The organism is Chromobacterium rhizoryzae, from assembly GCF_020544465.1.
In the GTDB taxonomy this organism is placed as follows: Bacteria; Pseudomonadota; Gammaproteobacteria; order Burkholderiales; family Chromobacteriaceae; genus Chromobacterium.
This window is the reverse complement of the sequence record NZ_CP066126.1, coordinates 1429644-1455485: the sequence shown is the minus strand read 5'-3', so window position 1 is coordinate 1455485 and position 25842 is coordinate 1429644. Positions and strand designations below refer to the sequence as shown.

Here is a 25842-nt window from a genome sequence, read left to right as displayed (position 1 = left end):
GCGCAGCAAGTCGTACGCAGCTTCTTAAAAGCGCAGTTCGGTGGCCAGCATATAACTGCGGCCGCGCGCCGTGCTGTTGGGCGAGATATCGGGCGACTGCGACGGAAGCGAATTCAAGGTGTTCAGCGGCTCGGAGTAGCTGCGGTTGGCCAGGTTGCGCACGCCGGCGCGGATCAGCCATTGCTTGTTGACGCGATAGCTGGCGTAGAGGTCGATGATGACCGGATTGGCCTTCTGCTCCTCCTTGAGATAGGCGCTGGTACTGTCGTCCTGCAACTGGTCCGGCGACAGCCGGCGGTTGGCGCCGTCGCGCTTGAACAGCGCACCCACTTCCAGCTTGCGCTCCAGCCAGCGGCTGCCCAGATCCAGCGTGTAGTACTCGTCCGGCAGCTCGCTGACATTGCCGACGGAGAACATGCCGCTGGCGAAGGAGGTCGGCTGACTGGTGTGCTCGCGGCTGTAAGACAGCCGCGCGTAGACGAAGCCGGCGTCGTAGTCCGCCTCCAGTTCGAAACCGCGGGTGCGCACCGGGGTCAGCGAATTGGTGTAGATGGTCATGCCGTCGTTGTAGTCGTCGGAACCATTGGACCAAAACTCATCCAGCGTGCACTTGCGTCCGCCCTTGCACACATTGAAGGCCTGGCTGGAGATGTAGTCGGCGATGCGGCTGCGGTAGAACAGCGCCTTGGTGCGCAGGGTGTCGCGCTCGCTCAGCAGGCCGTGGAACATCGACGTCACGCCCAATTGGTAGGTTTCGGCGCGCTCGCTTTTCAGGAAGGGGTTCATCGACTGGCCGCCGGAATTGGCGAAGAAGACCTCTTGCGGATTCGGCCCGCGCATGGTGCGCGCATAGCTGGCGAAGGGCTGGAACCAGGGTTTGATCTCGGCGGACAGCAAGAGCGAGGGGTTGAACGCGCTTTCTTCCAGCTTGATGTCGGCCGCGCCTTGCGGGAAGCATTCCACGCGCGGATCGCAAGCCGGCTTATGGCCGCTGAGCGCGAAGCGGCTGTAGTTGAGATCCGCCTGCAGCGTGTAAATGCCGCGGCGGAACTCCAGACCGGTGAACAGGCTGCGGATTTCCTGGCGGCCGGCCGGCGCGAATATATTGTTTTCTATCGCCTGCTGGTTGGCGTCCGGGTTGTCGTCGGTGCTTTGCACCATGCTGTTCACATTGCGGGTGAAGCGGTTGCGCATCCACTTGCCGCCGACGCTCAGCGTGGCGTCGCCGCCGGCCAGGCTGAAGCGGCTGCTGTTGCGCGCTTCCAGCGCGTCGCCGATGTTATCGGTGCTGCTGTTGTAGAAGCTGAACAGGGAACCGCGCTGATAGGCCTGGCGGCCGCGGCCATGGCTGGCCAGCACGGAAAAGTCCAGCCATTCCGAATGCGGGGTGTAGTTGTACTTCAGGTAGAAGTCGTCGCTCTGGATGTCGCGGCGCACGAAGTTGTTGCGATAGCGCCGCGCGGACAGTTCCGCCTCGTGGACATCGCCCACGCGCAGATTGGCCTTGAACATCTGCGACTGCGGGTTCTGGGTGAAGTGCTCGTCGTAGCCGAAGCCGAAGGCCTCGCTGTCCACGCCCTGGGCGTTGCGATAATTGCCGCCTATCGAGCTGCTGCTGATCGCCCCCAGCAGGCCTAAGCGCACGCCGGGCGCCAGTTCCGTCCGCGCCGCGCCGGCCGCCATGCCGCTGCGGCCCAGGCCGTTGCTGCCCACGCTGTACTTCAGGCGCGCGCCCTGCTGTTGGCCGTCGAAGATCACGTCTTCCACGCCCAGGGTGCGGAAGTTGGCGCTGCCCGCCAGCGCGTTGACGCCGCTGGCGCCGCCGCCGGTGCCGCGCGTGACGTCGACGCCGACGATGAAGTTGGGATCGATCAGCGCGCCGAAGGAACTTGACGGTGCTGCGCCGTGGCTCAAGGAAGACGGCGCCGAACCGTAATAGTTCTGGCTGACGCCGTCTATCATGGTGTTGACCCGGCCCAGGCCGCTCAGGCCGCGGATATTGACGCTGACCGCGCCCTGGCCCGGGTCGATCTGGGTATAGGTGCCGGGAATCCCGCGCAGGATGCTGTCCAGCGATTGCAGCTTGGTGTTTTCACCGCGGCTGCTGACCGCGCCGGGTTTCTCCAGCGCGCGCTGCTCATCGCTCAGCGCGTCTCCGGACACCACCAAAGGTTTGAATTCAACATTCCCCTGCCCGGCGGCGTTCTCCGCCGCGCTGGCCGGAGCGGCTGCCACCGCCAGCGCGGCGCCGACCAGCCGGGCCATCATTTTCTTTTTCACAAGCAAACTCTCCACAGTGATCGCCGTCCGCCGCGTCAGGCGCGAAAACGGACGGCTTGGAACAGGAGAGCCGCGGGCCAGGCGGCCAGGCGGGGGACGAAATGGACATGGTGACGGGCTCCAGCCCGCCGCCGGCGCGGCCGGCGGCGGGGATCAAGATTAGCTTCCGGCTTGCGCCGCGGGCGGGGACGGCGGCTCGGCGTCCACCGTCAGCAGGAAGGCGTAATCGCGCGCCGCCGCCTCCAGCCGGTTCAAGCGGCCGGACTGGCCGCGATGGCCGGCCGTCATGTCGGTGAACAGCAACAGGCGCTGGCCCGGCCATTGCCGCTCGCGCAGCTTGGCCACCCATTTGGCCGGCTCCCAGTACGGCACCTGGCCGTCGTGCAGGCCGGCGCTGACCAGCAGATGCGGGTAGCGTCGCGCGGCCACATTGTCATAAGGACTGTAGGCCTTGATCCAGCGATAGGCCTCGGCCCGTTCCGGATTGCCCCACTCGCCGTACTCGCCCGTGGTCAGCGGCAGCGTCGGGTCCTGCATGGTGGAGAGCACGTCGACGAAGGGCACTTGCGCCACCACCGCGCGGAACAGTTCCGGCGCCTGGTTCATCGCCGCGGCCACCAGCAGGCCGCCGGCGCTGCCGCCCATCGCGTACAAGCGGCCGGGCGCGGCGTAGCCCTGGCGCAGCAGGCCGCGGCCGGCGTCCACGAAATCGTTGAAACTGTTGCTCTTGCGTTCCAGCCTGCCCTGGCGGTGCCAGTCCTCGCCCAGTTCCCCGCCGCCGCGCACGTGGACGATGGCGAAGACGAAGCCTCGGTCCAGCAGGCTGAGTTGCTGGCTGCCGAAGGCGGCGTCCATGCTGGTGCCGTAAGCTCCGTAGCCATAAGCCAGCAAGGGATTGCCGCCTTTGCGGAACAAGGATTTGCGGTAGACCAAGGACACCGGCGCGCGCGCGCCGTCGCGCATCGTCAGCCAGACCCGCTCGCTGCGATAGTCCCCGGCCCGATAGCCGGCGATCGCCTTGCGCTGCAACAGACGGCTGCCGCCGCCGGCCATGTCCCATTCATAGGTGGAGGTCGGCGTGCTCATCGAGGAATAGCCGTAACGCAGGCGGCCGCTGTCCGGGTCCGGGTTGTAGGCCAGCCAGGCGCGGTAGCTCGGGTCCGGGAAAGCCAGGCTGCGCTCCTCGCCGCCCCGCCAGGCGATGCGGCGGATGCGGGTCAGCCCGTCCGCGCGCTCCTTAACCACCAGATAGCGGCGGAACAGCTGGAAGCTGTCCAGTTCGCGCATGGGGTCGGGCGGCAGCACCGCCTCCCAATCCGCGTCCGGCGCCGCCGCGCGGTACAGTCCGAAGCGCCCGCCCTCGTGGTTGGAACGCAGGTAGAAGCGGTCGCGGTAGTGATCCAGATAGTATTCGCGGCCCGGCCGGCGCGCGGCGAAACGCCGCGGCGGCGCGTCCGGCGCATGCGCGTCCAGCAGCCAGGTTTCCGAGCTGTCGGCGCTGCTGGCGATCAATTGCAGATAGCGGCGCGAGGCGGTATTGGACAGGTTCAGCGAGAAGGCCTCGTCGTCCTCCTGGTAAACCAGCGCGTCCCGGCTCTGCGGCTGGCCGGGGCGATGGCGGTAAAGCTGGTAGGGGCGCAAGGTTTGCGGGTGCAGCTTGACGTAAAACAGGCTGCCGCCGTCTGCGCTCCACTGCAGGCTGCCGGACGCCTGCTCCAGCGTTTCCGGCAGCCAGCGGCCGCTGGACAGATCGCGCAGCGACAGCCGCGAGGCGCCGCGCGCGCCCAGGTCTTCCGCCGCCGCCAGCATGGGCCGGCCGGCGGCCACGCTCCAGGCGCCCAAGCGGTAGTAACGCTGGCCGGCGGCGCGTTCGCTCCCGTCCAGCAGCAACTGCCAGCGGCCGCCGGCGGCGGGCTGACGCTCCAGCCGCGGCTGCTGGCCGCCCGGCGCATAGCTTTCGCGATAGCGCCAGCCGCCGTCGACAAAGGGCGGCGAGCTGTCGCGCTCGCCGATGCGCGCCCGCATCTCGGCCAACAGCGTGCGGCGCAGCGGCTCGGCGGCCGCCAGCTGGGCTTCGGCATAGCGATTTTCCGCTTCCAGATGAGCCAGCACGTCCGGCCGGCTGCGGCTGTCGTCGCGCAGCCAGGCGTAGTCGTCGACGCGCACGTCCCCGTGCGCTTCCAACTTTTGCGGCCGGCGTTCGGCCTGCGGCGGCGCGTCCGCGGACGCGGCCGGCGCGAACGCCAGCAAGACGCCGGCCAGCGCCGCCGCGGACAGATGGGAATTCAACTTCATGCGAACCTCGATTCAGGATGCGCGCCGCCGGCGGCGACGCGAAAAACCGGATGGATAGGCGCTACAGGACGGGAGCGGAACCGGGCTTAAGATTCGCTCAGCTCGAAGCGCATCGGCATGCTGACGCTGACCCGGCCGCCCTTGAGCAGATCCGCCGGCGGCGCCGGCAAGGGCTGGGCGCGCTGCAGCATGGCGGCGGCCTCGCGGTCCAGCGAGGCGGTGCCGGAGCCGGCCAATTGCTGGCTGGACAAGAGCCGGCCGTCGGCGTCGACGACGAAGCTCATCTGGACCACCCCGTCGCGGCGGCGGCGGCTGGCGTCTTCCGGATAACGGCGGAAACGCGCCAAATGGCTTTGCACCCGTCCCTCCCAGCTCTGCTTCAGCGCGCGCGCCGCGCCCTCGCTATTGAACGGCGCGGCGGCGACCTCCCCGGCGTCGGCCCGCGGCGCGGCGCTGCTGGCGGCCGGCGCGGATTGCGAGGCCTGCTCGCTGTCCCGCGCCTCCGCCTTGTCCGCGGGCTGTTCCCGGCTTTGCCGCGCCGCCAACAGCCGCGGCGCTTCCGCCTCGGCCAGTTTGGGCAGCCGCTCCGGACGGCGCTCGGCCTTGGGCCGGCTGGCGGCGGCGGCCAGGCTTTGCTGCGCGCCGGTGGGCAGCGGATGGCTGGACGGCTCGGCGCTGACCTCCGCGGCCCACACCCGCATCACGGCGGCCGGCGCGGCCGGGGCCGGAACCGGCTCGGCCACGGACAGGTATAGGCGCAGCGCCAACAGCGGCGCCCCCAGCGTCAGCAGACAGGCGTTGCCCCAGCTGGCCAGCGGCAGCGGCGGACGATCCCATGCGGCGACGGCCATCTCAGCCGCCCTCGCGGGCGACCAGGCCGACGCTCAGATAGCCGGCCTCGCGCAAAGCGTCCATCACCGCCATCACGTCTTCGTAGCGCGCCTGGCGGTCTGCCTGGAAAAACAGCGGGGTGTCGCGACGGCCGCCGCTGTCGCGGTCCAGCCGCGCGGCCAGCTCCGCCAGCGTCACCGGCTGCTTGCCCAGTTGCAGCGAGCGGTCCTGATTCATCGTCAAATAAAGGGGCTTGTCCGGCCGCGGCTGCTGGCGCGCGCTGGAGGCCGGCAGTTCGATCCGGGTGTCCACGGTGGACAGCGGCGCCACCACCATGAAGATGATCAGCAACACCAGCATCACGTCGATGAAGGGGGTGACGTTGATATCGGACAGCTCCGCCAGGCCCTCGTCCTGGCTGCTGGGAAAACCGCCGGCCATTCAAGCGCTCTCCGCGCGGACGTCCAGCTCACGGCTGAGCAGCAAGAGCGCCAGGCCGGCCGCCTGCTGGCTGCGGCCTTTGTGCCGGGCCAGCGCGCGGCTGAACAGGTTGTAGATCACCACGGCGGGGATGGCGGCCACCAGGCCGACGGCGGTGGCGAGCAAGGCCTCGGCGATGCCCGGGGCCACGGTGGCCAAGGAGCTGCTGCCGCTGCGGGCGATGCCGACGAAGCTGTTCATGATGCCCCACACCGTGCCGAACAGGCCGACGAAGGGCGCCACCGCGCCTATGGTGGCCAGCAGGCCGATGCCGGCGGCCAAGCGCCGCCCCTGCTCCGCCTGCCATTGCTCCAGCCGGAAGCCCGCCCGCGCCTGCACGCTGTCGCGCGGCGCGCCGGGCGAGGACAAGCGCAGCTCGGCGTCGGCTTCGGCCAGCAAGCCGCGGGCCGGCTCGTGCGCCGGCTGCGCGGCGCAGCCGGCGCGGGCCTCGCTCAGCGTGGCGGCCTCGCCCAGCAGGCTGAGCGCGCGGCCGGTGGCGCGGTCGGCGCGCCACAGCGCCGCGCCCTTGACCAGCAGCACCACCCAGCAGGCCAGCGCCGCCAGCAGCAGGCCCAGGATCACGGTCTTCACGACCGGGTCGGCGGCGCGGTACATGCCCAGCGCGCTCAGGTCGGCCGGCATGGCCGCGCCGGCTTCCGCCAGCGCCGTCAGCGGCCAGCACGCGCCTGCCAGCGCGCAGCCTGTCGCCGCTCGTTTCATGGTGTTCATCATCGGAAATCCAAGCGAAGTTTTATTTGTTCGAGTTGAGAATGTTATACGTAATGAGAATCATTATCAATATATAAGCGCAGCGCAACCGCGCTCAAGGCCGGGCCGGCGCCGCGAACCAGGCGTAATCGCCCTGGCGCGCGTCCAGCTTCATGCCCTCTTCCGCCAGGATCAGCACCCGCAACGGCGTTTGCGGCTGCAAATCGCGCACATGCAGCGGCACGCCGATGTCGGCGGCGGCGTGATAAGCACCGGCGATCAACAGCGCCGGCGCCGGCGCGGCCAGCAGCCGCTCGGCCATGCGCCGGTCCCGCGCCTGCTGCACCGCCAGCATCGAGGCCAGGTGCTCGGCCTTGACCTCCCCGCCGTGCTCCTCGCGGATCAGTTCGCTCAGCTTGGCGCGCACCTCAGGCCGCGTGGACGCCTGGCCCGGCAATTGCACCTGGCTGCGGTACACCGCCTGCATCTCGTTCCTGTCCAGATTGGCCGCCAGCACCGGATAAGGCGCGCGCATCACATGCTCGGCCAGTTTGCCGTACAAGGGCCACGGCCAGCCCGGCAGCCAATCCACCGCCTGGGCGAGCGCGGCGCCGGACAGCGGCTGGCCGGCGCGCAGCCGGGCCTGCGCCTGTTCCACCTTGGCCTGCTGCGACGGGGTCAGCATTTCCAGCAGCACGCTGCCCTGCGGCCGCCGCGCCGCCAATTCCGTCGCCAGCCAGCGTTCGATACGGTGGTGCTCGCGGTTGTCGTGCTTTTCCCCCACCAGCAGCCGCGGCGCCGGGGCCAGCCGCTGCAACAATTGCGCCGGCTGCAAAACTTCGCCGCTGCGCAGGTCCACAATGCGGCCGGGCGGGTCTCCGGCCGGTTCGGCCTCCTGAGACAGGGCCGCGCAGCCGCTCAGCAGGACGATGGCCAGCAGCTTCCAGATTGACTTCATAGGGTTTCCTCTCGCATCGTCGGCTTAGAACCTGTTCAAAAATCTGCTGCGCTTCGTGCAGCGTTGCACGGTGAGCACCCGCTCAAAATACTCATATGCCACGCGTACCTTCCGCTTTTCGCTCGTTTTCGCCTTGTCTCGCTCTTGCTCGCGGGATCATGAACAGGCGCTTAGCGTAAAACCCGGCATTGTAGTTGCAATTGATTCTTATTATCAATATTTGCCATGCTAAAAGCATGCCAAGCCCGCCTGATTCGCCGGCCTCGCCCTTGTCGCCAGCGCGCGCCTCTCCCAAGGATTGAAAAATTTCTTGAAACTAGACGACCGGTCTAGTAGACTTCAGCCCATGTCACGTCCCAACCAGTTTTCAGACACTCGCGAACACCTGCTGGCCACCGGCGAAGCCATCATCCTCGGCAAGAGCTTCTCCGCCGTGGGCCTGGCGGAAATCCTCGGCGCGGCCGGGGTGCCCAAGGGTTCGTTCTACCATTACTTCCGCAGCAAGGAAGGCTATGGCGTGGAACTGCTGCGTCGTTATTTTGAGAAATACGACGGCAGACTGGTGAGCTTTCTGTCCAAGGACGCCGGCAGCGCCCGCGATTGCCTGCTGCATTATTTCGACGGCTGGCTGGAAACCCACCGTTGCGATCAGCCGCAGCGCTGTTGCCTGGCGGTGAAGCTGGCCGCCGAGGTCTCCGACCTGTCCGAGCCGATGCGCGAGGCGCTGGCGGAAGGCATGGGTTTCGTGGTGCGCAATCTGGCCGCCTGCATCCGCCGCGGCCAGCAGGAAGGCTCTCTGGACGCGGACCTGCTGCCGGACGAGACCGCCAGCGCGCTGTACAGCCTGTGGGTGGGCAGCGCGCTGCTGTTCAAGACTCAACATTCGCGCGCGCCGCTGTTGGCGGCGATGGCGCACACGCAACAAATTCTGCGCGCGCCCTAGCCAAGGCGAGGCCGCGCCCTCCCCCGCTCCCCGGAGCGGGTTATTTTGACATTAAAACTAGACGACTGGTCTACTTGAAGGAGTCCCAAGCATGAACTCGACACTGGAACTAATGCAAGAGCACCGCAGCGTGCGCAGCTACCAGGACAAACCCATTCCCGCTGAAGTGCTGGACGCGGTGCTGGACGCCGCCTGGAAAGGCCCCACCTCCATCAACGGCCAGCAGGTGTCGCTGGTGGTGGTGCAGGACGCGGAGCGTCGCCAAAAAATCGCCGAGATCGCCGGCGGCCAGCCGTGGATCGCCCAGGCGCCGGTCTTCGTCGCCATTGTTCCCGACTTCTACAAAACCCGGATCGGCGTGGAAAAAGCCGGCGCCGAGCAAGTGATCCACAACAGCGTGGAAGCCTTCGCCGTCGGCGCGGTGGACGCCGGCATCGCGCTGGGCAACATCATGACCGCGGCCCGTTCCGCCGGCCTGAGCGTGGTGCCCATCGGCGGCATCCGCCGCGACCCGCAAGCCATGGTGGAACTGCTGGAGCTGCCGGAACTGACCTTCCCGCTGGTGGGCGTGGTGCTGGGCTACGCCGATCAGGACAGCGCGGTCAAGCCGCGGCTGCCGCGCGCCAGCTTTGTGCACCGCGAACGCTACCAGGCGGCGGAACTGCCGGCTATGATCGCGCAGTACGACGCGTCCATCATGGATTACTGGAAGAGCATTCAGCGCGCCGACGGCCAGCCCTGGTCCGCCAACACCGCGCAGTATTACCGCAACGTGTATTTCCCGCAGGTCGCGCCGGTGGCGCGCAAACAGGGTTTCGGTTTCGATCTGTGATCGCGCCCGCCCACTTTTCCCCGCTTAAATAGAGCCAAGGACATCGCAATGCAAGCCGACAAACTGTTCACCCCGCTGCGCGTAGGCGCCGTGACCCTGAAAAACCGCGTGGCGATGGCGCCGCTGACCCGGCTGCGCAACACCGAGCCGGGCGACGTGCCCACCGCGCTGGCGGAAACCTATTACGCCCAGCGCGCCGGCGCCGGCCTGATCGTGGCGGAAGGCACCCACATCTCCCCCACCGCCAAGGGCTACGCCGGCGCGCCGGGCATCTACAGCGAAGCGCAAGTGGCGGCCTGGACCAAGGTCAACGCCGCGGTGCACGCCAAGGGCGGCCTGACCGCGCTGCAACTGTGGCACACCGGCCGCATTTCCCACCGCTCCTTGCAGCCGGACGGCGAAGCGCCGGTGGCGCCGTCGGCGATCCAGGCCGACAGCCGCACCAATATCCGCGCCGCGGACGGCAGCCTGGTGCGCGAGCAGTGCGACACCCCTCGCGCGCTGGAAGTGTCCGAACTGGCCGACATCCTGGAAGACTATCGCCGCGCCACCGACAACGCGCGCCGCGCCGGCTTCGACCTGGTGGAAATCCACGGCGCCCACGGCTATCTGCTGGACCAGTTCCTGTCGCCGCAGGCCAATGTCCGCACCGACGAATACGGCGGCAGCGTGGCCAATCGCGCGCGCTTCCTGCTGGAAGTGGTGGACGCGGTGGTGTCGGAATGGGACGCCGAGCACGTGGGCATCCGCATCTCGCCGCTGGGCGTTTTCAACGGCATCAGCAATACCGATCAGCTGGAGATGGCGCTCTACCTGGCCGAGGAGCTGGCCAAGCGCAAACTGGCCTTCCTGCACATTTCCGAACCGGACTGGGCCGGCGGCCCAGTGCTGGACGAGGGCTTCCGCCAGGCGCTGCGCCAGCGTTATCCGGGCGTAATCATAGGCGCCGGCGCCTACACCGCGGAAAAGGCGGAAACCCTGATCCGCCAAGGTTATATCGACGCCGCCGCCTTCGGCCGCAGCTATATCGCCAACCCGGACCTGGCCGAACGCCTGCAAAGCGGCGCGCCGCTGAACCCGCCGGACCTGGCCACCTTCTACGGCGGCGACGCGCGCGGTTACACCGACTACCCGGCGCTGAACGGCTAAGCCCGCCGCTCACCGCCAGGCACGCGGCGCGCCTCCCCCAAGGGAGCGCGCCGCTTTTTCATGGCCGCACCCATCCGGGCTTGCCGGCCGGCTATTTTCCGCCCGCGGCCGATACCGGCCGCGTAAGCGAGCATTGACGGGCTTTTAACGCCCGGCCTGCGCCTTGACCGGGCAGCGGGCAACTGTGCACAATCGCTGCCGTGCCGTTCCTCGCGGCACCGGACTTGGCCGTCCGGCGAACTACACTGCGAACAAGCGCTTGAGCTTTGCGTTTGGATCGCTGCACTCGTGCGCGCTCACAATGGCGGGCCGGGTGGGGACACCTTAGCGGGTGTGCCGGAGTCGTGTAGTCCGGTCGGCCAACCCTGTTCGGTCTGCCACCTCCGCTTGGCCGTGGGGGTGGCAATGAAAAACCGCTACACGGAGGTGATCATGTCGATCAAAACCCCATCCCGCCGCCATTACCGTCCAGACCCGGACCCGACGTCCCGCGCGGAATTGCCGTTTGCAGCCAACGCGTCCAACCGACGCGGCGTTCATTGCTGGCAAGTTCCGCCCATAGACGACCAACACGCCGCGCATTTGCTGGGCCGCGAATTCGCAGGACATTTCATCAAGTATCTGCAGGACAATCCCGACGACGGGCTGCGAAACCTGCTCGCCCAAATCGCCGCGGACATAGACTTTAGCGACGACAGCGCCGCCAAAGGCTATTGGGAAGGCTTCTTCAGCCTGCTTGAGCAAGTGCTGGCGCTGACCACCTCGCTGCTGGACGTATTCGATTACATCGACCGGCTCAACGCCCGGGAGGCCGCGGAACGCGCGCTAAAGCCCGCCGCCGCGGCCGGTACTTAACAATTTCAGCAAGCGCCAAGGCGCGCCGGCATGAAAAAAGGAAGCCTCCCGGCTTCCTTTTTTTAACGCCCGGCGCAACGCGCGGGACAATCAGTTGCGGCCGCAGCAGGCCTTGTACTTCTTGCCGCTGCCGCACGGGCAGACGTCGTTGCGGCCCACTTTGTCGCCTTCGCGGCGCACGGTGCTGGGCGCCTGCTCCTTGGCGCGCCAGTAGGTATGGACCGCGGCCAGCGCTTCCAGCATTTCTTCCTTGTAGCCTTCCACTTCTTCGTCGCTGAAGGTCAGCAGGTCTTCGCCGTCTTCCTGCTCGAAAGCGCCGCCCAACACCAGCATCGGCATCATCAGGCTTTCAAAGCCCTCGTCCTCGTCGGCCACTTCGAACCAATCGGTGTCCACCACGTCCAGCGCGTAGAGGAAGGCGTTGGCCCACGGCCAGTAGTCCGGCTCGTCGCTGTCGCTGTCGTCTTCCGCGTACAGGATCAGATCCAGCTCGTCGCCGGCCGCCAGCGCGGCGGCGGTGGCGTCGTACAGCTTCTGCAGCAGGGTTTTCAGTTCCGCCGCGTCGTCCGCGTTTTCAAAGGCCGGCGCGTCGCCCAGCACTTCTTCCAGCCAGAAATCGGCGTCCACCGCGTCCGGACCGCACGCCAGCGCGGCGAAAAAGCCCTGCACTTCGTCCGGGCGCATGGTGCTGCCGCTGGCGGACAAGGGGGTCAGCAGGTTTTCCAGACGCAGCAGATCGGCGTCGTTGAATACGGTAGTCATGATGGATTCCTCAGCTTAAAGATCAGTCTGGCGGCATTGTAAGCCAAAAAGCCCCGGCAAGCCGGGGCTTTTACTCCCATTGTTTGAGACGGGTCAGGCGGTTTTGCCGTCCGCCAGACCCAACTTCTCCTTCATCTTCTCCCGCATGACGAATTTCTGAATCTTGCCGGTGATGGTCATCGGGAAACTATCGACGAATTCGATGTAACGCGGAATCTTGTAATGCGCGATCTGCCCCTGGCAAAAAGCACGGATATCGTCGGCGTCGGCGCTTTCGCCGTCGCGCAGCCGGATCCACGCGCACAACTCCTCGCCGAAGCGCTCGTCCGGCACCCCGATCACCTGCACGTCCTGAATCTTGGGATGGCGGTAGAGAAACTCCTCCACCTCGCGCGGATAGATGTTCTCGCCTCCGCGGATCACCATGTCCTTGACCCGGCCGACGATGTTGACGTAGCCGTCCGCGTCCATCTCCGCCAGATCGCCGGTGCGCATCCAGCCGGCGGCGTCTATCGCCTCCGCGGTCTTGGCCGGGTCGCCCCAATAACCGGGCATCACCGAATAACCGCGCGTGCACAACTCGCCGCTCTGACCGCGCGGCGTGATGCGGCCTTCCACGTCCACGATCTTCACCTCCACGTGCGGATGGATGCGCCCCACCGTTGCCACGCGCTTGTCCAACGGCGTGTCGGTGGCGCTCTGGAAGCTCAGCGGGCTGGTCTCGGTCATGCCGTAGCCTATGGTCACCTGACTCATATTGAGCTGGCTGGTCACCCGCTTCATCACCTCGATCGGACACGGGCTGCCGGCCATGATGCCGGTGCGCAGCGTGGACACGTCGTAATCGGAGAAGTCCGGCCGATCCAGCACCGAGATGAACATCGTCGGCACCCCGTGCAGGCCGGTGCAGCCCTCCTCCTGCACCGTGCACAACACCTCCTGCGCGTCGAAGCTCTCCGCCGGAAACACCATGGCCGCGCCGTGGCCCAGGCACAGCAAAGTGCCCAGCACCATGCCGAAGCAATGATAAAGCGGCACCGGGATGCACAGCCGGTCGTCCGGGCCGAAAGCCATCGCCGCGCCGGCGAAGTAAGCGTTGTTCAGGATGTTGTGATGGGTCAGGGTGGCGCCCTTGGGGCTGCCGGTGGTGCCGGAGGTGAACTGGATATTGATCACGTCGTCAAACTGCAGCGTCTCGCCCAAGCGCTGCAACCCGGCTTTCTCCTCGGCCGACGGCGCGGCCATCAGATCGGCGAAATTGAACATGCCCGGCGTGCGCTGCCGCCCCAGACGGATGACGATTTCCAGCTGCGGCATGGCGGCGGACTTGAGCCGGCCCGGCTCGCTGGCGGCCAGCTCCGGCAGCAGATCCGCCGCCATCGCCAGGTAGTCGCTGCTCTTGAAGCTGGGCGACAGGATCAATGCGCGGCAGCCCACCTTGCTCAGCGCGTATTCCAGCTCGGAGCGGCGATAGGCCGGATTGATGTTGACCATGATCAGGCCGGCCTTGGCGGTGGCGAACTGAGTCAACACCCATTCCGCGTTGTTCTGCGACCAGATGCCGATGCGGTCGCCGGGCTTGAGTCCCAGCCGGATCAGGCCGCAGGCCAGCCGGTCCACCTGCTCGCGCAATTCCTCGTAACTCCAGCGTATCTGCTGATGGCGCACCACCAGCGCTTCGCGGCGGCCGTGCTCGCGGCAGGTCTGGTCGAACAACTGGCCTATGGTCTGGCCGATCAAGGCTTGCGGGCTGGCGCCGTGGACATAGCTGGGCAAGGTCATCGAATCTCTCTCTCCTGGTGGACGGTACGCATCGCTTTTGTTTTTTTCATTCATCCCACAAGTTGACGATTACGTAAACGTAAATCATGCTAGGGCTGAGAACGCGTTAAAAAAAAGCTACAATCGCCGCTTGCCTTGGAACACACCATGACCGAACCCGAATTCTTCAGCATCTCCGACCTGGCGCGCGACTTCGACGTCACCCTGCGCACCATCCGCTTCTACGAGGAACAGGGCCTGATAGAACCGCAGCGCGACGGCCGCCAGCGGGTGTTCAACCGCCGCGACCGCGCCCGGCTCAAGCTGATCCTGCGCGGCAAGCGCATCGGCCTGTCCTTGTCCGACATCCGCGAAATCCTGGACCTGTACGAGCAGGCCCACGACGAGGCCAGCCAGTCGCAAAAACTGCTGGACCTGGTGCTGGAACGCCGCCGCCTGCTGGAAGAACAGCGCCGAGACATCGACGCGGTGCTGGAAGAAATCACCCGCCTGGAGAGCCACTGCCGCACGGTGCTGGCGCAGCCGCCGGCCGCGCGCAGCGCCTGAGAACCTGTTTACGATCTGCTGCGCGTCGACGATACCGCGTTGGAACCGAGCTCAACATGCTCATGTACCACGCGGACATTGAGCTGGCTCTCAAAACCAGTTCACGATCAAGCAGGCCATCAAGCCCACACCATCACCTCGGCCACCGGCCGACGCGGCTTCTGCGGCCAATTGCCGGCCGCCGCCCGCCCCACCGTCACCAGCATCACCGGCAACTCGTCCGCGCCCAGGCCAAATTCCCGCGCCACCGCGGCCGCGTCGAAACCGCCCATCGCGCAACTGGCCAGGCCGCGTTCCTCCGCCGCCAGCAGCAAGACCATCGTCGCCAATGAGGCGGAACGGATCGCCTCGTCGCGCTGCGCGCGCGCGTCGTCCCGGTGGGCGTTCTCCGCCGCGCGCAGCCAGCTGTCGCCGACCTCCGGCGGCAGAATGCCGGCGTCCACCGCCGGCCGCAGCGACGCCTCCAGCCCGCGATGCGCGTTCAGCGTACCGCAGCAAATGAAGGTCACCGCCGCGTCCGCCACTTTTTGCTGGCCGTAGCTGGCCGCCTGCAAACGGCGCTTGGCCTCGGCGCTGCGCACCGCGACGAACTTCCAGTTCTGCAAATGATAGGCCGACGGCGCGCGGGTGGCGGCGTTCAGCAATTGCTCGATCTCCGCGTCCGCCAACACATGGGAGGGATCGAAGTGATTGGCCGACACGCGCTGGTCCAGCAGGGTTTGCAAAGCGCTCTTCATGAACAGACTCCTTATCTGATTGCTGCTGATTGATTCCATTACCGCTCAAGACCGCGCGCGCACCGCGCCGGCCATGATCTGCTTCTCCGCCGGCGGCGGCGCGGCCATGCTGCGCTGCACCGCCAGCACGCTGGCCAGCACCGTGGCCAGGCCCGCCAGCTGCAAGGGCCCCAAGGCCTGCCCCAGCAACAGCCAGCCCAACAACACCGCCGTCAGCGGGCTGAGCAGGCCCAGCGAGGACACCGCCACCGGCGACAGCCGCGCCAGCCCGCGAAACCACAATAAATAGGCCAGCAAGGCGCCGAACAGGCAGAGATAGCCGTACCCCAGCCACTGCGTCGCGCCCAGCGCCGGCAAGGCCGGGTCCAGCGCCCAGGCCAGCGGCGCCAGCATCAGCCCGCCCAGGGCCAGTTGCCAGCCGGTCAAGGCGGCGAGCGGCGCACTCGGCCGCCAGCGCCGCGTCAGATAAGTGCCGCTGGCCATCGCCACCGCGCCGCCCAGCGCCGCCAACATGCCGACACCGTCCCAGACCGCGCCCGGCGACAACAGCAAGGCCGCCATCCCCGCCACCCCGGCGACGCCGGCCCAGGCGGCCACTCGCGCCGGGCGGCGGCCGTCCAGCCCCCAGGCCAGGCCCATCACCAGCAGCGGCTGGGTGGCGCCCAGCACCGCGGCCAGGCCGCCCGGCAAACGGTAGGCGGCCACGAACAACAGCGCCTGGAACACGCCGATATTCAAGGCGGACAAGACCAGCAGACGGCCCCACTCGCCGCGCCGCGGCAAGTGGCGGCTGGCCAGGATCAACAACAAGCCGGCCGGCAACACTCGCAGCAAGGCAGCGGTGAACGGCCGGTCCGCCGGCAGCAGCTGGGTGGTGACGATATAGGTGGAGCCCCAGATCGCCGGAGCCAGCGCGGTCAACAACACATCGCTCCAACGGGAGGCCATCAGGCGCGCAGACATGGGCATTCCTTTCGCAATCGCTTATAATCGCATCGAAAACTGACTTGAATTCAAGATAACATTACCTTGAATTCAAGACAAATAAAATCTTGAATTCAAGATAAAGGAATGCGCATGACGCAACAGAACGCCGGCGACGCCGTGGACGCCATCCTGGCGCAATGGCACCGGGAACGGCCGGACCTGGACGTGGCGCCGATGGGCCTGATCGGCCGGCTGCGCCGCTGCTCCGTGCTGCTGCAGCACAGGCTGGACGCCACTTTCGAGCAATTCGGCCTCAGCGGCTGGGAGTTCGACGTGCTGGCCACGCTCAGACGCGCCGGCGCGCCGCACAGCCTGGCGCCCACCGCGCTGTTCTCCTCGCTGATGATCAGCTCCGGCACCATGACCCACCGGCTGAAAGTGCTGGAAAGCAAGGGCTGGATCGAACGCGCTGCCTGCGCCGAGGACGCGCGCAGCACCCTGGTGCGCTTGACCGAGAGCGGGCTGGAACTGATAGACCGCGCCGTCACCGCCCACGTGGCCAATGAGCACGCCATCCTGTCCGGCCTCAACCAGCGCAGCCAGGACGCGCTGGACCGCAAGCTGGCGGAGTTGCTGGCGGCCTTGGAGCCTCCTGCGGCATGACGCCCGCCTAATCTGCGCCCGCCTGCGGCCAAAGCCCGCCGCATGGCTTAAAATCAGGGCTTGAGGCCGGCCCCAGCGGGCGCGGCCGCCCCACTCCCGACGCCATGATAGAAAACCAAGCCATGCTGCTGGCGGTGTTCGAACGGGCGGCGCTGATGTTGATGGCGCTGTTCTTCCTCACCCGCACCCGCCCGTTTCAACACCTGCTGCGCAAACAGGACCACAGCCCGGCCGAACTGGCGGCGGTGTCGCTGCTGTTCTGCCTGTTCGCCGTGTTCAGCACCTATACCGGCATTCCGGTGGACGGCTCCCTGGTCAATGTGCGCATCATCGCCGTCCTGTCCGGCGGCATCCTGTTCGGCCCCTGGGTAGGGATACCGGCCGGCATCGTCTCCGGTCTGCACCGCTACCTGATCGACATCAACGGCTACACCTCGCTGCCCTGCCTGATCTCCAGCGTCTGCGCCGGCCTGCTGGCCACCTGGATACACTGCCGCGCAGACCGGGGGCGGCTGTGGCTGTACGGCATCCTGGCCGGCATGCTGTGCGAAGGGCTGACCATGGGCCTGATCCTGCTCTTGACCGAGCCGGCGGTGGGCGTGCCCATCGTCAGCCACATCGCCTTCCCGATGATTGTCGGCACCGTCTGCGTCGGCCTGATCATCAAGCTGGTGCAAGACCTGAACGACGAAAAAGAACTGCTGGCCGCGCGCCAGGCCAAGCTGGCGCTGACCATCGCCAACCGCACCCTGCCCTATTTCCAGAACCTGGACCGCGACGCCATGGTCCAGGTCTGCACCGTGATCCGGGACCAGCTGGACGCCGACGCGGTGGCCATCACCAACACCTCGGACGTGCTGGCCTATGTCGGCCTGGGCAAGGACTACTACGAGATGGACGAGCACTCCGCCATCGGCGCCATCACCCGCCAGGCCATCGCCGGCGACCAGATCATCATCGAGAACAATCTGCAGCAATACCACCTGGCGGACTTCCACTCCGTCATCATCATCCCGCTGCGCGAAAAAGCCGGCGTCAGCGGCACCCTGAAAATCTTCTACCGCAAGAGCCACGGCATCAGCACGCCGCTGCGCGAAGTGGCGGTGGGCCTGTCCCAACTGATCTCCACCCAGATGGAAGTGTCGCGGGTCAAACAGCTGGAAGAAATGGCGCGCAAGGCGGAATTCAGCGCGCTGCAAAGCAAGATCAACCCGCACTTCCTGTTCAACGCCCTGAACGCCATCTCCTCGCTGATCCGCATCCAGCCGCAGCAGGCGCGCCAACTGATCGCCAACCTGGCGGACTACTTGCGCTACAACCTGTCGCTGGGCGACCGGCTGATCGACATCCAGGAAGAACTGCAGCAAGTGCGCGACTACGTGGCGATAGAACAGGCGCGCTTCGGCGCCAAGCTGACGGTGGACTTCGACATCGACGACGTGCATGTGCGCATCCCCAGCCTGCTGTTGCAGCCGCTGGTGGAAAACGCCATCCTGCACGGCATCCAACCGCGCAAGGAGCCGGGGCGGGTCAGCATCGCGGTCAAGCGCGACGGCGGCAAGGTCCATGTCTGCGTGCGCGACACCGGCTACGGCGTCAGCCAGGAAGTGCTGGACGGCGTGGCCGCCGGCACGCTGTCCAGCCGCAGCATAGGCCTGAGCAACGTCAACCAGCGGCTCAAGCTGCTATACGGCGAGGGCTTGCGGCTGACCCGGCTGGAGCCCGGCACCGCCGTTTGTTTCGACCTGCCCGCCGCCGAGGAGCCGACATGCTGAAAGCCCTGATCGTGGAAGACGAATACCTGGCGCGCGAAGAGCTGGCCTATTTGATCCGCGAGCACAGCCACATCGACATCGTCGCCAGCGTGGAAGACGGGCTGGAAGCGTTCAAATTCCTGCAGGAACACGAAGTGGACGTGGTGTTCCTGGACATCAACATCCCATCCATTGACGGGCTGCTGCTGGCCAAGAACCTGCACAAATCGTCGCGACCGCCGCGCATCGTCTTCGTCACCGCCTACAAGGAGTTCGCGGTGGAAGCGTTTGAGGTGGAGGCCTTCGACTACATCCTGAAGCCCTACAACGAGGCCCGCATCATCAATCTGCTGGCCAAGCTGGAAGCGCAAACGCCGCCGGCCGCCGCCGCGCCAGCCGAAGCCCCGGCCGCCAGCCGCACCGTCAACCTGGTCAAGGGCGACAGCATCATCGTCACCCCCTGCGAGCAGATCTACTACGCCGAGGCCGACGAGAAAGTCACCCTGGTCTACACCGCGCACGACCGCTACGTGATGTCGATGAGCATCAGCGAATTCGTCGCCCGCCTGCCGGCCGACAGCTTCTTCCGCTGCCACCGCTCCTACTGCGTCAACATCCACAAAATCCGCGAAATCGCGCCCTGGCTCAACAGCACCTACATCATCAAGCTGTACGACCTGAAAGCCGAGATTCCGGTCAGCCGCAGCAATATCAAGGCTTTCCGGCAGTTGATGCATCTTTGAGCGTTGGCCACCCGCGCGGCGCATCAAACCGGCTGCCAGCCGGCTCCTGAATAAGAACCTGTTCATAATCTGCTGCGCTGCGGCGATACGGCGTTGAAACCGGCTTCGAAATGCTCATGTACCCTATGTACACTCCGCTTTCTCAGCCGTTTTCGCCTTGGCTCGCTCTGGCTCGCGAGATTTTGAACAGGCTCTAAGGCCAGACATTCCATTGGCAAGCCAGCTTGGCAATGGAAATGCCATTCACTCATGCGCGCCATTTTCAGGGCCTGTAACTGATTCGCCGCCGTCTGCACTTCATTCCGCCCCGCCTGCATCTCATGCCGCCGCCGCGCCCCCTACATAAGCACAGGCTTATAGTCACACCAACAGTAATGACTTTAAGCGAGCAGCGCCATGAACGCCTCAAACACCATCCGCTACCGTACCCTGGCCGGCACCGTCCTCACCCAATTCGCGCTAGGCTCCGTCTACACCTGGAGCCTGTTCAACGCCCAACTCTCCGCCAAGCTGTCCGAGCCGGTCAGCCAGGTGGCTTTCGCCTTCGGCCTGCTCAGCCTGGCGCTGGCGGTGGCCTCCTCGCTGGCAGGCAAACTGCAAGAACGCTTCGGCGTGCAGCGCGTCACCCTGGGCGCCGGCCTGATGCTGGGCCTGGGCTTCTTCCTCACCGCCCAGGCCAATAATCTGGTCATGCTCTATCTATGCGCCGGCGTGCTAGTGGGCCTGGCCGACGGCGCCGGCTACCTGCTGACGCTGTCCAACTGCGTCAAATGGTTCCCGGAACGCAAGGGCCTGGTGTCCGCCTGCGCCATCGGCGCTTACGGCCTGGGCAGCCTGGGCTTCAAATACATCAATCTGGCGCTGCTGGCCCGCTTCAGCCTGGAAACCACCTTTGAGCTGTGGGGCCTGATCGCCATGGCCATGGTGGTGGCCGGCAGCCTGCTGATGCGCGACGCGCCGCAGCAACAAGCCGCCGCGCAGCAGAACGCCAGCCATGACTACACCCTGGCCGAGGCGATGCGCCAACCGCAGTACTGGATGCTGGCACTGATGTTCCTGACCGTGTGCATGAGCGGCCTGTACGTGATCGGCGTGGCCAAGGACATTGGCGAAAGCTATGTGCACCTGCCGGCGCTGACCGCCGCCAACGCCGTCGCGGTGATCGCGGTGGCCAATCTGTCCGGCCGGCTGGTGCTGGGCATTCTCTCCGATAAGATGCCGCGCATCCGGGTGATCACCATCGCTCAGATTGCCGCGCTGGCCGGCATGCTGACCCTGCTGTTCGTGCCGCTGAACGCCACCCTGTTCTTCCTGGCCATCGCCTGCGTCGCCTTCAGCTTCGGCGGCACCATCACCGTCTACCCCTCGCTGGTCAGCGATTTCTTCGGCCTCAACAATCTGACCAAGAACTACGGCGTGATCTATCTGGGCTTCGGCATCGGCAGCATCGTCGGCTCCATCGTCGCCTCGCTGTTCGGCGGCTTCCTGGCCACCTTCCATCTGATCCTGGCGCTGTTGATCGTCGCGCTGCTGTTCTCGCTGACCATCCGTCAACCGGGCAGCAGCAAAGAAGCGGAGTTCGAAGCCGAGCCGCATCTGGGCAAGGCCTGATTCCCACTCCGCTCGCCGCAACGCCCCCGTTTTGGGGGCGTTGTTGTTTGGGGAGCTTGATGGCTGTCGCTGGTGGGTATCGCCTGCGGCTCCACCCACCCTACCCATGACGAGCGGCCGCGCGTAGGGTGGGAGGAGCGTAGCGATACCCACGCGGAACCCCACTGCGCCACGCAAGATGATGGTGGCGATCCACCTTACCGGACCCTGCCGGCTTGACGCCCTCCCGCGCCTCCCCAAACAATAGCCCTCGCGCCGCAGTAATCGCGGCGCTCGGGTTTAGTCTCCCCAATACGAATCACTGCAACAGATGCGCTATTTCCACAGCGCATCTATTGCCATTGCTTTGCCTATGCGGACGGGCCGTGGCAAGTGGCGCCCTCACGGGCGCGCCGGCTTTTGCAGTGACTCACCGGTAGACTAACTCTTGTCATGTGCCCGCCCTACCTCTTTGCTGCATGGCCCTTCTGCTCAAGAGCTTACAAAGGGTAGAGCTTGTCCATTCGGCATTAGGCTGCGCAGAGTTTGATTTCGGCGGTCCTTTTCTTTGCTAGACTTCGTCGGCTTGACGCCCTCCCGCTCCTCCCCAACAATAGCCCCCGCGCCGCAACAATCGCGGCGCTCGGGATTGGCCTCCTGAATTGAAATGTCGTCGCGGATGCGCTGTTTCCACAGCGTATCCGCTGCCATTGCTTTGCCTATTCGGGCGGGCCATGGCAAGTGGCGCCCCTCGAGGGCGCGCCGGCTTTGTACGACATATCACCGGTAGGCCAACTCTTGTCATGTGCCCGCCCTGCCGCCTTGCGGCATGGCCCTTCTGCTCAGGAGGTTGCAAATGGTAAAGCCTGTCCGTCCGGTGCTAGGCATCGAACTCTCTCCGCCCTCTGCTGAAACCCAAGACATCCGTCTGGACTCCGTATCCCCACTCCCGCCGCTAGGCCCGCGCTCCCGCTACCGGTTTGCCGGCCCCCACGCCAAAGACCTCAGCCTGCCCTTCATCCGTCGCATCAAAGGCCGTACCTATCCGCATTACTGGCAGCCTGCCGAAGCCAAGGATGAGTTTGAAGCCCGCGCCTTGGGCCATCAGTACGCCGCCCATCTGGCGCAGTTGCTGAAGCTCAACCGCCAGCACTCCGGGCGCGGACTGCTGTTCCGCATCACTAACGACATGGATTTCAGTCAGCGCGGCCACCGCCGCAGCATGTGCAAGAGCTTCTTCAACTATCTGGAGATACTGCTGAACTTGGGAGTGCAACAGCTTGACCTGCCTAAGCATGTGGAGGCGGTGCAACGCTTCCATCTCAGCCTGGACGAATTGAACACCTTGCAGCGGAAGCCGCGTAGAAAGAAGAAAGGCTAAAACCTATTGGCGCTGGAAACGGGAGCGGCTGGTGGGTATCGCCTACGGCTCCTCCGACCCTACGCGCAGTGGCTCGTCATGGGTAGGGTGGGTGGAGCGCAGCGATACCCACGCGGCTCCCCTCTCCTCCATAACCGCTGCCGCCTCAGCCCCGCCGCTTGGCCAGCCAGATATCCAACTGCCGGGCGAAAGCCTGACGGTCCGCCTGGCTCAAGGGCGGCGGGCCTTCGGTCTGCACGCCGCTGGCGCGCAGCGTGTCCATGAAATCCCGCATCGTCAGCTGCGCGGCGATGGTGTCCGGCGAATACACGTCGCCGCGCCAATTCAGCGCCTGCGCGCCCTTGCCCAAGGCCTCGGACGCCAAGGGGATATCGCCGGTGATCAAGAGATCGTTCGCCGCGATGCGACGGACAATCTCGTTGTCGGCCACGTCAAAACCCTTGGGCACTTGCAAGGCGCGGATGTTGGGCGCTTTCGGCACCGTCAATAGCTGATTGGCGACGAACACCAGCTCCACACCGGTGCGCTGCGCCGCCCGGCATAATGTTTCGCGGATCACCTTGGGACAGGCGTCCGCGTCCACCCATATCGTCATGTCTGTTCTCTGCATGCAAACCCGGCCATGATAACGGTTTCGCGCCGGTTTCCGTCGTTGCCATGTTGACGCTTACGTAAACGTAAGTAATGATAGAGCATATCACGCGAATCACGCGCGCCCATCAGAGGAGAGAAACCATGTACAGCAGCCTGCGCTTCGCCTTTGGCGACACCTACGATATGTTGCGCGAAACCGCGCGCGACTTCGCCCAAAGCGAAATCGCCCCGCGCGCCGCCGACATCGACCGCGACAACCTGTTCCCGGCCGATCTGTGGCGCAAGTTCGGCGATCTGGGCCTGCTGGGCATGACGGTGGACGAGCAGTACGGCGGCACCCAGATGGGCTATCTGGCTCATATGATCGCCATGGAGGAAATCAGCCGCGCCTCCGCCTCGGTGGGCCTGTCCTACGGCGCGCACTCCAATCTCTGCGTCAACCAGATCCACAAGAACGGCAATGACGAACAAAAACGCCGGCTGCTGCCCAAGCTGGTGTCCGGCGAGCATGTCGGCGCGCTGGCGATGTCCGAGCCCAACGCCGGCTCCGACGTGGTCAGCATGAAGCTGAAGGCCGACAAGGCCGACGGCGGCTACCTGCTCAACGGCAGCAAGATGTGGATCACCAACGGCGGCGACGCGGACGTGATGGTGGTGTACGCCAAGACCGACGTCAGCGCCGGCGCCAAGGGCATCACCGCCTTCATCGTGGAGCGCGGCTTCGCCGGCTTCAGCCACGGCAGCAAGCTGGACAAGCTGGGCATGCGCGGCTCCAACACCTACCCCATGTTCTTCGACAACTGTTTCGTGCCGGACGCCAATGTGCTGGGCGGCGAAGGCAACGGCGTCAAGGTGCTGATGAGCGGCCTGGACTACGAGCGCGCGGTGCTGGCCGCCGGCCCGCTGGGCATCATGCAGGCCTGCATGGACATCACGGTGCCTTACCTGAACGACCGCAAGCAGTTTGGCCAGGCCATCGGCGATTTCCAGCTGATGCAGGGCAAGCTGGCGGATATGTACGTCAAGCTGTCCGCCAGCCGCGCCTATGTCTACGCGGTGGGCCAAGCGCTGGACCGCGGCGAAACCGGCCGCCAGACTCGCAAGGACGCCGCCGGCGCCATCCTGTACGCGGCGGAGGGCGCCACTCAGATGGCGCTGGACGCCATCCAGTGCCTGGGCGGCAACGGCTATATCAATGAATACGCCACCGGCCGCCTGCTGCGCGACGCCAAGCTGTACGAGATCGGCGCCGGCACCAGCGAAATCCGCCGCTGGCTGATAGGCCGCGAACTGATGGCGGAAACCCGGTAATCGCGGCGGATACAGTGCCTGATGCCGCGTTGCGCTTCAGCCCCACCCGGCAAGCCCAATGCTCACTGACCGCACGCTTCGTCGACGGCGAATGACAAGGTAAAACGATATGCCCATCCTCGAATCCAAACTCTCACCGCGCGCGGCGGACTTCCAGGCCAACGCCGACAAGATGCGCGCGCTGGTGGCCGACCTGCGCGACAAGGTGGCCAAGGCCGCGCTGGGCGGCGGCGACAAGGCGCGCGCCAAGCACGCCGCCCGCGGCAAGCTGCTGCCGCGCGAGCGCATCGATCTGCTGCTGGACCCCGGCGCGCCCTTCCTGGAGCTGTCCCAGCTGGCCGCCTTCGGCATGTACGACGACGACGCGCCCGGCGCCGGCCTGATCAGCGGCATCGGCCGCGTCGCCGGCGTGGATTGCCTGATCATCGCCAACGACGCCACGGTCAAGGGCGGCACTTATTACCCGATGACGGTGAAGAAGCATCTGCGCGCCCAGGAGATTGCGCGCGACAACCGTCTTCCCTGCGTGTATCTAGTCGATTCCGGCGGCGCCTTCCTGCCCTTGCAGGACGAGGTGTTCCCGGACCGCGAGCACTTCGGCCGCATCTTCTACAACCAGGCCAATCTGTCCGCCGCCGGCATTCCGCAGATCGCAGTGGTGATGGGCAGTTGCACTGCTGGCGGCGCTTATGTGCCGGCGATGTCGGACGAAACCGTCATCGTCAAGGAACAAGGCACCATCTTCCTGGGCGGCCCGCCGCTGGTGAAGGCGGCCACCGGCGAGGTGGTAACGGCGGAGGAGCTGGGCGGCGGCGATGTGCACGCCCGCGTGTCCGGCGTGGCCGACCACCTGGCGCAGAACGACGCCCACGCGCTGTCCATCGCCCGCCGCATTGTGTCCGGCCTCAACTGGCGCAAGCAGGGCGAGCTGGACCGCGCCGAGCCGCGCCCGCCGCGCTACGCGGCCGAGGAAATCTACGGCGTGATCCCGGCGGACCCGAAAAAACCCTTCGACGTGCGCGAGATCATCGCCCGGCTGGTGGATGATTCCGAGTTCGACGAGTTCAAGCAGAACTACGGCGCCACCCTGGTCACCGGCTTCGCCCGGCTGAACGGCTACCGCGTCGGCGTCATCGCCAACAACGGCATCCTGTTCTCCGAATCCGCGCTCAAGGGCGCGCACTTCGTCGAGCTGTGCTGCCAGCGCGGCATTCCGCTGCTGTTCCTGCAAAACATCACCGGCTTCATGGTGGGCAAGAAGTACGAGAACGGCGGCATCGCCAAAGACGGCGCCAAGCTGGTCACCGCCGTGGCTTGCGCCCGCGTGCCCAAGTTCACCGTGCTGATAGGCGGCAGCTTCGGCGCCGGCAATTACGGCATGTGCGGCCGCGCTTATTCGCCGCGCTTCCTGTGGATGTGGCCGAATAGCCGCATCTCGGTGATGGGCGGCGAGCAGGCGGCCGGCGTGCTGGCCCAGGTGAAGAAGGAACAACTGGGCGACGCCTTCGGCGCCGAGCAGGAAGAAGCGCTGAAAGCGCCGGTGCGCGAGCAGTACGAACGCCAGGGCCACCCCTATTACGCCAGCGCGCGCTTGTGGGACGATGGGGTGATAGACCCGGCGCAGACCCGCGAGGTGCTGAGCCTGGCGCTGGAAGCGGCCTTGTCCGCGCCGGTGGAAAGCACACGCTTCGGCGTGTTCCGGATGTAGTTTGTATTTGCTT

24 protein-coding genes are annotated in these 25842 nt (G+C 65.9%); 12 read left to right on the top strand and 12 right to left on the bottom strand.

What is annotated here, in order from left to right:
• Positions 1-24: 24 nt before the first annotated feature.
• From JC616_RS06700 to JC616_RS06675, 6 genes are all read right to left on the bottom strand, one after another.
• Positions 25-2280: a TonB-dependent receptor domain-containing protein gene (locus JC616_RS06700; protein ID WP_227107371.1), complete on the bottom strand. Its 2256-nt coding sequence runs from the start codon at positions 2278-2280 to the stop codon at positions 25-27.
• 159 nt (positions 2281-2439) lie between these two features.
• Complete coding sequence (locus JC616_RS06695; RefSeq protein WP_227107369.1) at positions 2440-4575, bottom strand: S9 family peptidase; 2136 nt, start codon at positions 4573-4575, stop codon at positions 2440-2442.
• 86 nt (positions 4576-4661) lie between these two features.
• On the bottom strand, positions 4662-5426 hold the full coding sequence (locus tag JC616_RS06690; protein ID WP_227107367.1) for an energy transducer TonB: 765 nt from the start codon (positions 5424-5426) through the stop codon (positions 4662-4664).
• A 1-nt stretch (position 5427) separates the two neighbouring features.
• Complete coding sequence (gene exbD / locus JC616_RS06685) at positions 5428-5847, bottom strand: TonB system transport protein ExbD (protein WP_107799940.1); 420 nt, start codon at positions 5845-5847, stop codon at positions 5428-5430.
• Positions 5848-6618, bottom strand: coding sequence for a tonB-system energizer ExbB (exbB, locus tag JC616_RS06680; RefSeq protein ID WP_227107365.1), 771 nt, complete (start codon positions 6616-6618; stop codon positions 5848-5850).
• Positions 6619-6709: 91 nt separating this feature from the next.
• Positions 6710-7552: a ChaN family lipoprotein gene (locus JC616_RS06675; RefSeq protein ID WP_227107363.1), complete on the bottom strand. Its 843-nt coding sequence runs from the start codon at positions 7550-7552 to the stop codon at positions 6710-6712.
• Positions 7553-7898: 346 nt separating this feature from the next.
• Here JC616_RS06675 and JC616_RS06670 point away from each other — a divergent pair, with 346 nt between their 5' ends.
• The 4 genes from JC616_RS06670 (at position 7899) to JC616_RS06655 (ending at position 11331) form a co-directional block, all read left to right on the top strand.
• On the top strand, positions 7899-8495 hold the full coding sequence (locus JC616_RS06670; protein WP_107799942.1) for a TetR/AcrR family transcriptional regulator: 597 nt from the start codon (positions 7899-7901) through the stop codon (positions 8493-8495).
• Between the two features lie 91 nt (positions 8496-8586).
• On the top strand, positions 8587-9327 hold the full coding sequence (locus tag JC616_RS06665; protein ID WP_227107361.1) for an NADPH-dependent oxidoreductase: 741 nt from the start codon (positions 8587-8589) through the stop codon (positions 9325-9327).
• 48 nt (positions 9328-9375) lie between these two features.
• Positions 9376-10476 carry an N-ethylmaleimide reductase gene (gene nemA / locus JC616_RS06660; protein WP_107799944.1) on the top strand — a complete coding sequence of 367 codons (1101 nt, stop codon included), beginning with the start codon at positions 9376-9378 and terminating at the stop codon, positions 10474-10476.
• 432 nt (positions 10477-10908) lie between these two features.
• A complete protein-coding gene (locus tag JC616_RS06655; protein ID WP_146176674.1) occupies positions 10909-11331 on the top strand; it encodes a hypothetical protein in 423 nt (140 codons plus the stop codon).
• Positions 11332-11421: 90 nt separating this feature from the next.
• On the opposite strand, the gene JC616_RS06650 is transcribed toward JC616_RS06655, so the two are convergent.
• Positions 11422-12093 carry a UPF0149 family protein gene (locus JC616_RS06650; RefSeq protein ID WP_146176675.1) on the bottom strand — a complete coding sequence of 224 codons (672 nt, stop codon included), beginning with the start codon at positions 12091-12093 and terminating at the stop codon, positions 11422-11424.
• 93 nt (positions 12094-12186) lie between these two features.
• The gene (locus tag JC616_RS06645) at positions 12187-13875 is read right to left on the bottom strand and encodes an AMP-binding protein (protein WP_227107358.1); all 1689 of its coding nucleotides are present in this window, start codon (positions 13873-13875) and stop codon (positions 12187-12189) included.
• Between the two features lie 147 nt (positions 13876-14022).
• Here JC616_RS06645 and JC616_RS06640 point away from each other — a divergent pair, with 147 nt between their 5' ends.
• Entirely contained in the window at positions 14023-14421 is a 399-nt protein-coding gene (locus tag JC616_RS06640; protein ID WP_107799948.1) for a MerR family transcriptional regulator, read from the top strand.
• A 119-nt stretch (positions 14422-14540) separates the two neighbouring features.
• Here the strand turns inward: JC616_RS06640 and JC616_RS06635 are convergent, their stop codons facing one another.
• Positions 14541-15158, bottom strand: coding sequence for a nitroreductase family protein (locus tag JC616_RS06635; protein WP_227107356.1), 618 nt, complete (start codon positions 15156-15158; stop codon positions 14541-14543).
• A gap of 45 nt (positions 15159-15203) precedes the next feature.
• Positions 15204-16106 (bottom strand): EamA family transporter, encoded by a 903-nt coding sequence (locus JC616_RS06630; RefSeq protein WP_227108558.1) that lies wholly within the window; start codon positions 16104-16106, stop codon positions 15204-15206.
• A gap of 129 nt (positions 16107-16235) precedes the next feature.
• On the opposite strand from JC616_RS06630, the gene JC616_RS06625 reads away from it, so the two are divergent.
• From JC616_RS06625 to JC616_RS06610, 4 genes are all read left to right on the top strand, one after another.
• Entirely contained in the window at positions 16236-16748 is a 513-nt protein-coding gene (locus tag JC616_RS06625) for a MarR family winged helix-turn-helix transcriptional regulator (RefSeq protein ID WP_227107354.1), read from the top strand.
• 104 nt (positions 16749-16852) lie between these two features.
• Entirely contained in the window at positions 16853-18523 is a 1671-nt protein-coding gene (locus JC616_RS06620; protein WP_227107353.1) for a sensor histidine kinase, read from the top strand.
• A complete protein-coding gene (locus JC616_RS06615; protein ID WP_319792922.1) occupies positions 18517-19245 on the top strand; it encodes a LytR/AlgR family response regulator transcription factor in 729 nt (242 codons plus the stop codon). The genes JC616_RS06620 and JC616_RS06615 overlap by 7 nt, the downstream gene beginning before the upstream one ends.
• 396 nt (positions 19246-19641) lie before the next feature.
• Positions 19642-20856, top strand: a complete 1215-nt coding sequence (locus JC616_RS06610) for an L-lactate MFS transporter (protein WP_227107351.1) — start codon at positions 19642-19644, stop codon at positions 20854-20856.
• A 471-nt stretch (positions 20857-21327) separates the two neighbouring features.
• On the opposite strand, the gene JC616_RS06605 is transcribed toward JC616_RS06610, so the two are convergent.
• Positions 21328-21546: a hypothetical protein gene (locus JC616_RS06605; RefSeq protein ID WP_227107349.1), complete on the bottom strand. Its 219-nt coding sequence runs from the start codon at positions 21544-21546 to the stop codon at positions 21328-21330.
• A gap of 145 nt (positions 21547-21691) precedes the next feature.
• Between JC616_RS06605 and JC616_RS06600 the strand changes: the two genes are divergently transcribed.
• Positions 21692-22216, top strand: coding sequence for a hypothetical protein (locus tag JC616_RS06600; protein WP_227107347.1), 525 nt, complete (start codon positions 21692-21694; stop codon positions 22214-22216).
• Positions 22217-22361: 145 nt separating this feature from the next.
• On the opposite strand, the gene JC616_RS06595 is transcribed toward JC616_RS06600, so the two are convergent.
• Positions 22362-22811, bottom strand: a complete 450-nt coding sequence (locus JC616_RS06595) for a YaiI/YqxD family protein (protein WP_043593836.1) — start codon at positions 22809-22811, stop codon at positions 22362-22364.
• A 140-nt stretch (positions 22812-22951) separates the two neighbouring features.
• Between JC616_RS06595 and JC616_RS06590 the strand changes: the two genes are divergently transcribed.
• Positions 22952-24121, top strand: coding sequence for an isovaleryl-CoA dehydrogenase (locus JC616_RS06590; protein ID WP_081547845.1), 1170 nt, complete (start codon positions 22952-22954; stop codon positions 24119-24121).
• Between the two features lie 109 nt (positions 24122-24230).
• On the top strand, positions 24231-25829 hold the full coding sequence (locus JC616_RS06585) for a carboxyl transferase domain-containing protein (protein WP_081547843.1): 1599 nt from the start codon (positions 24231-24233) through the stop codon (positions 25827-25829).
• Positions 25830-25842 lie beyond the last annotated feature (13 nt).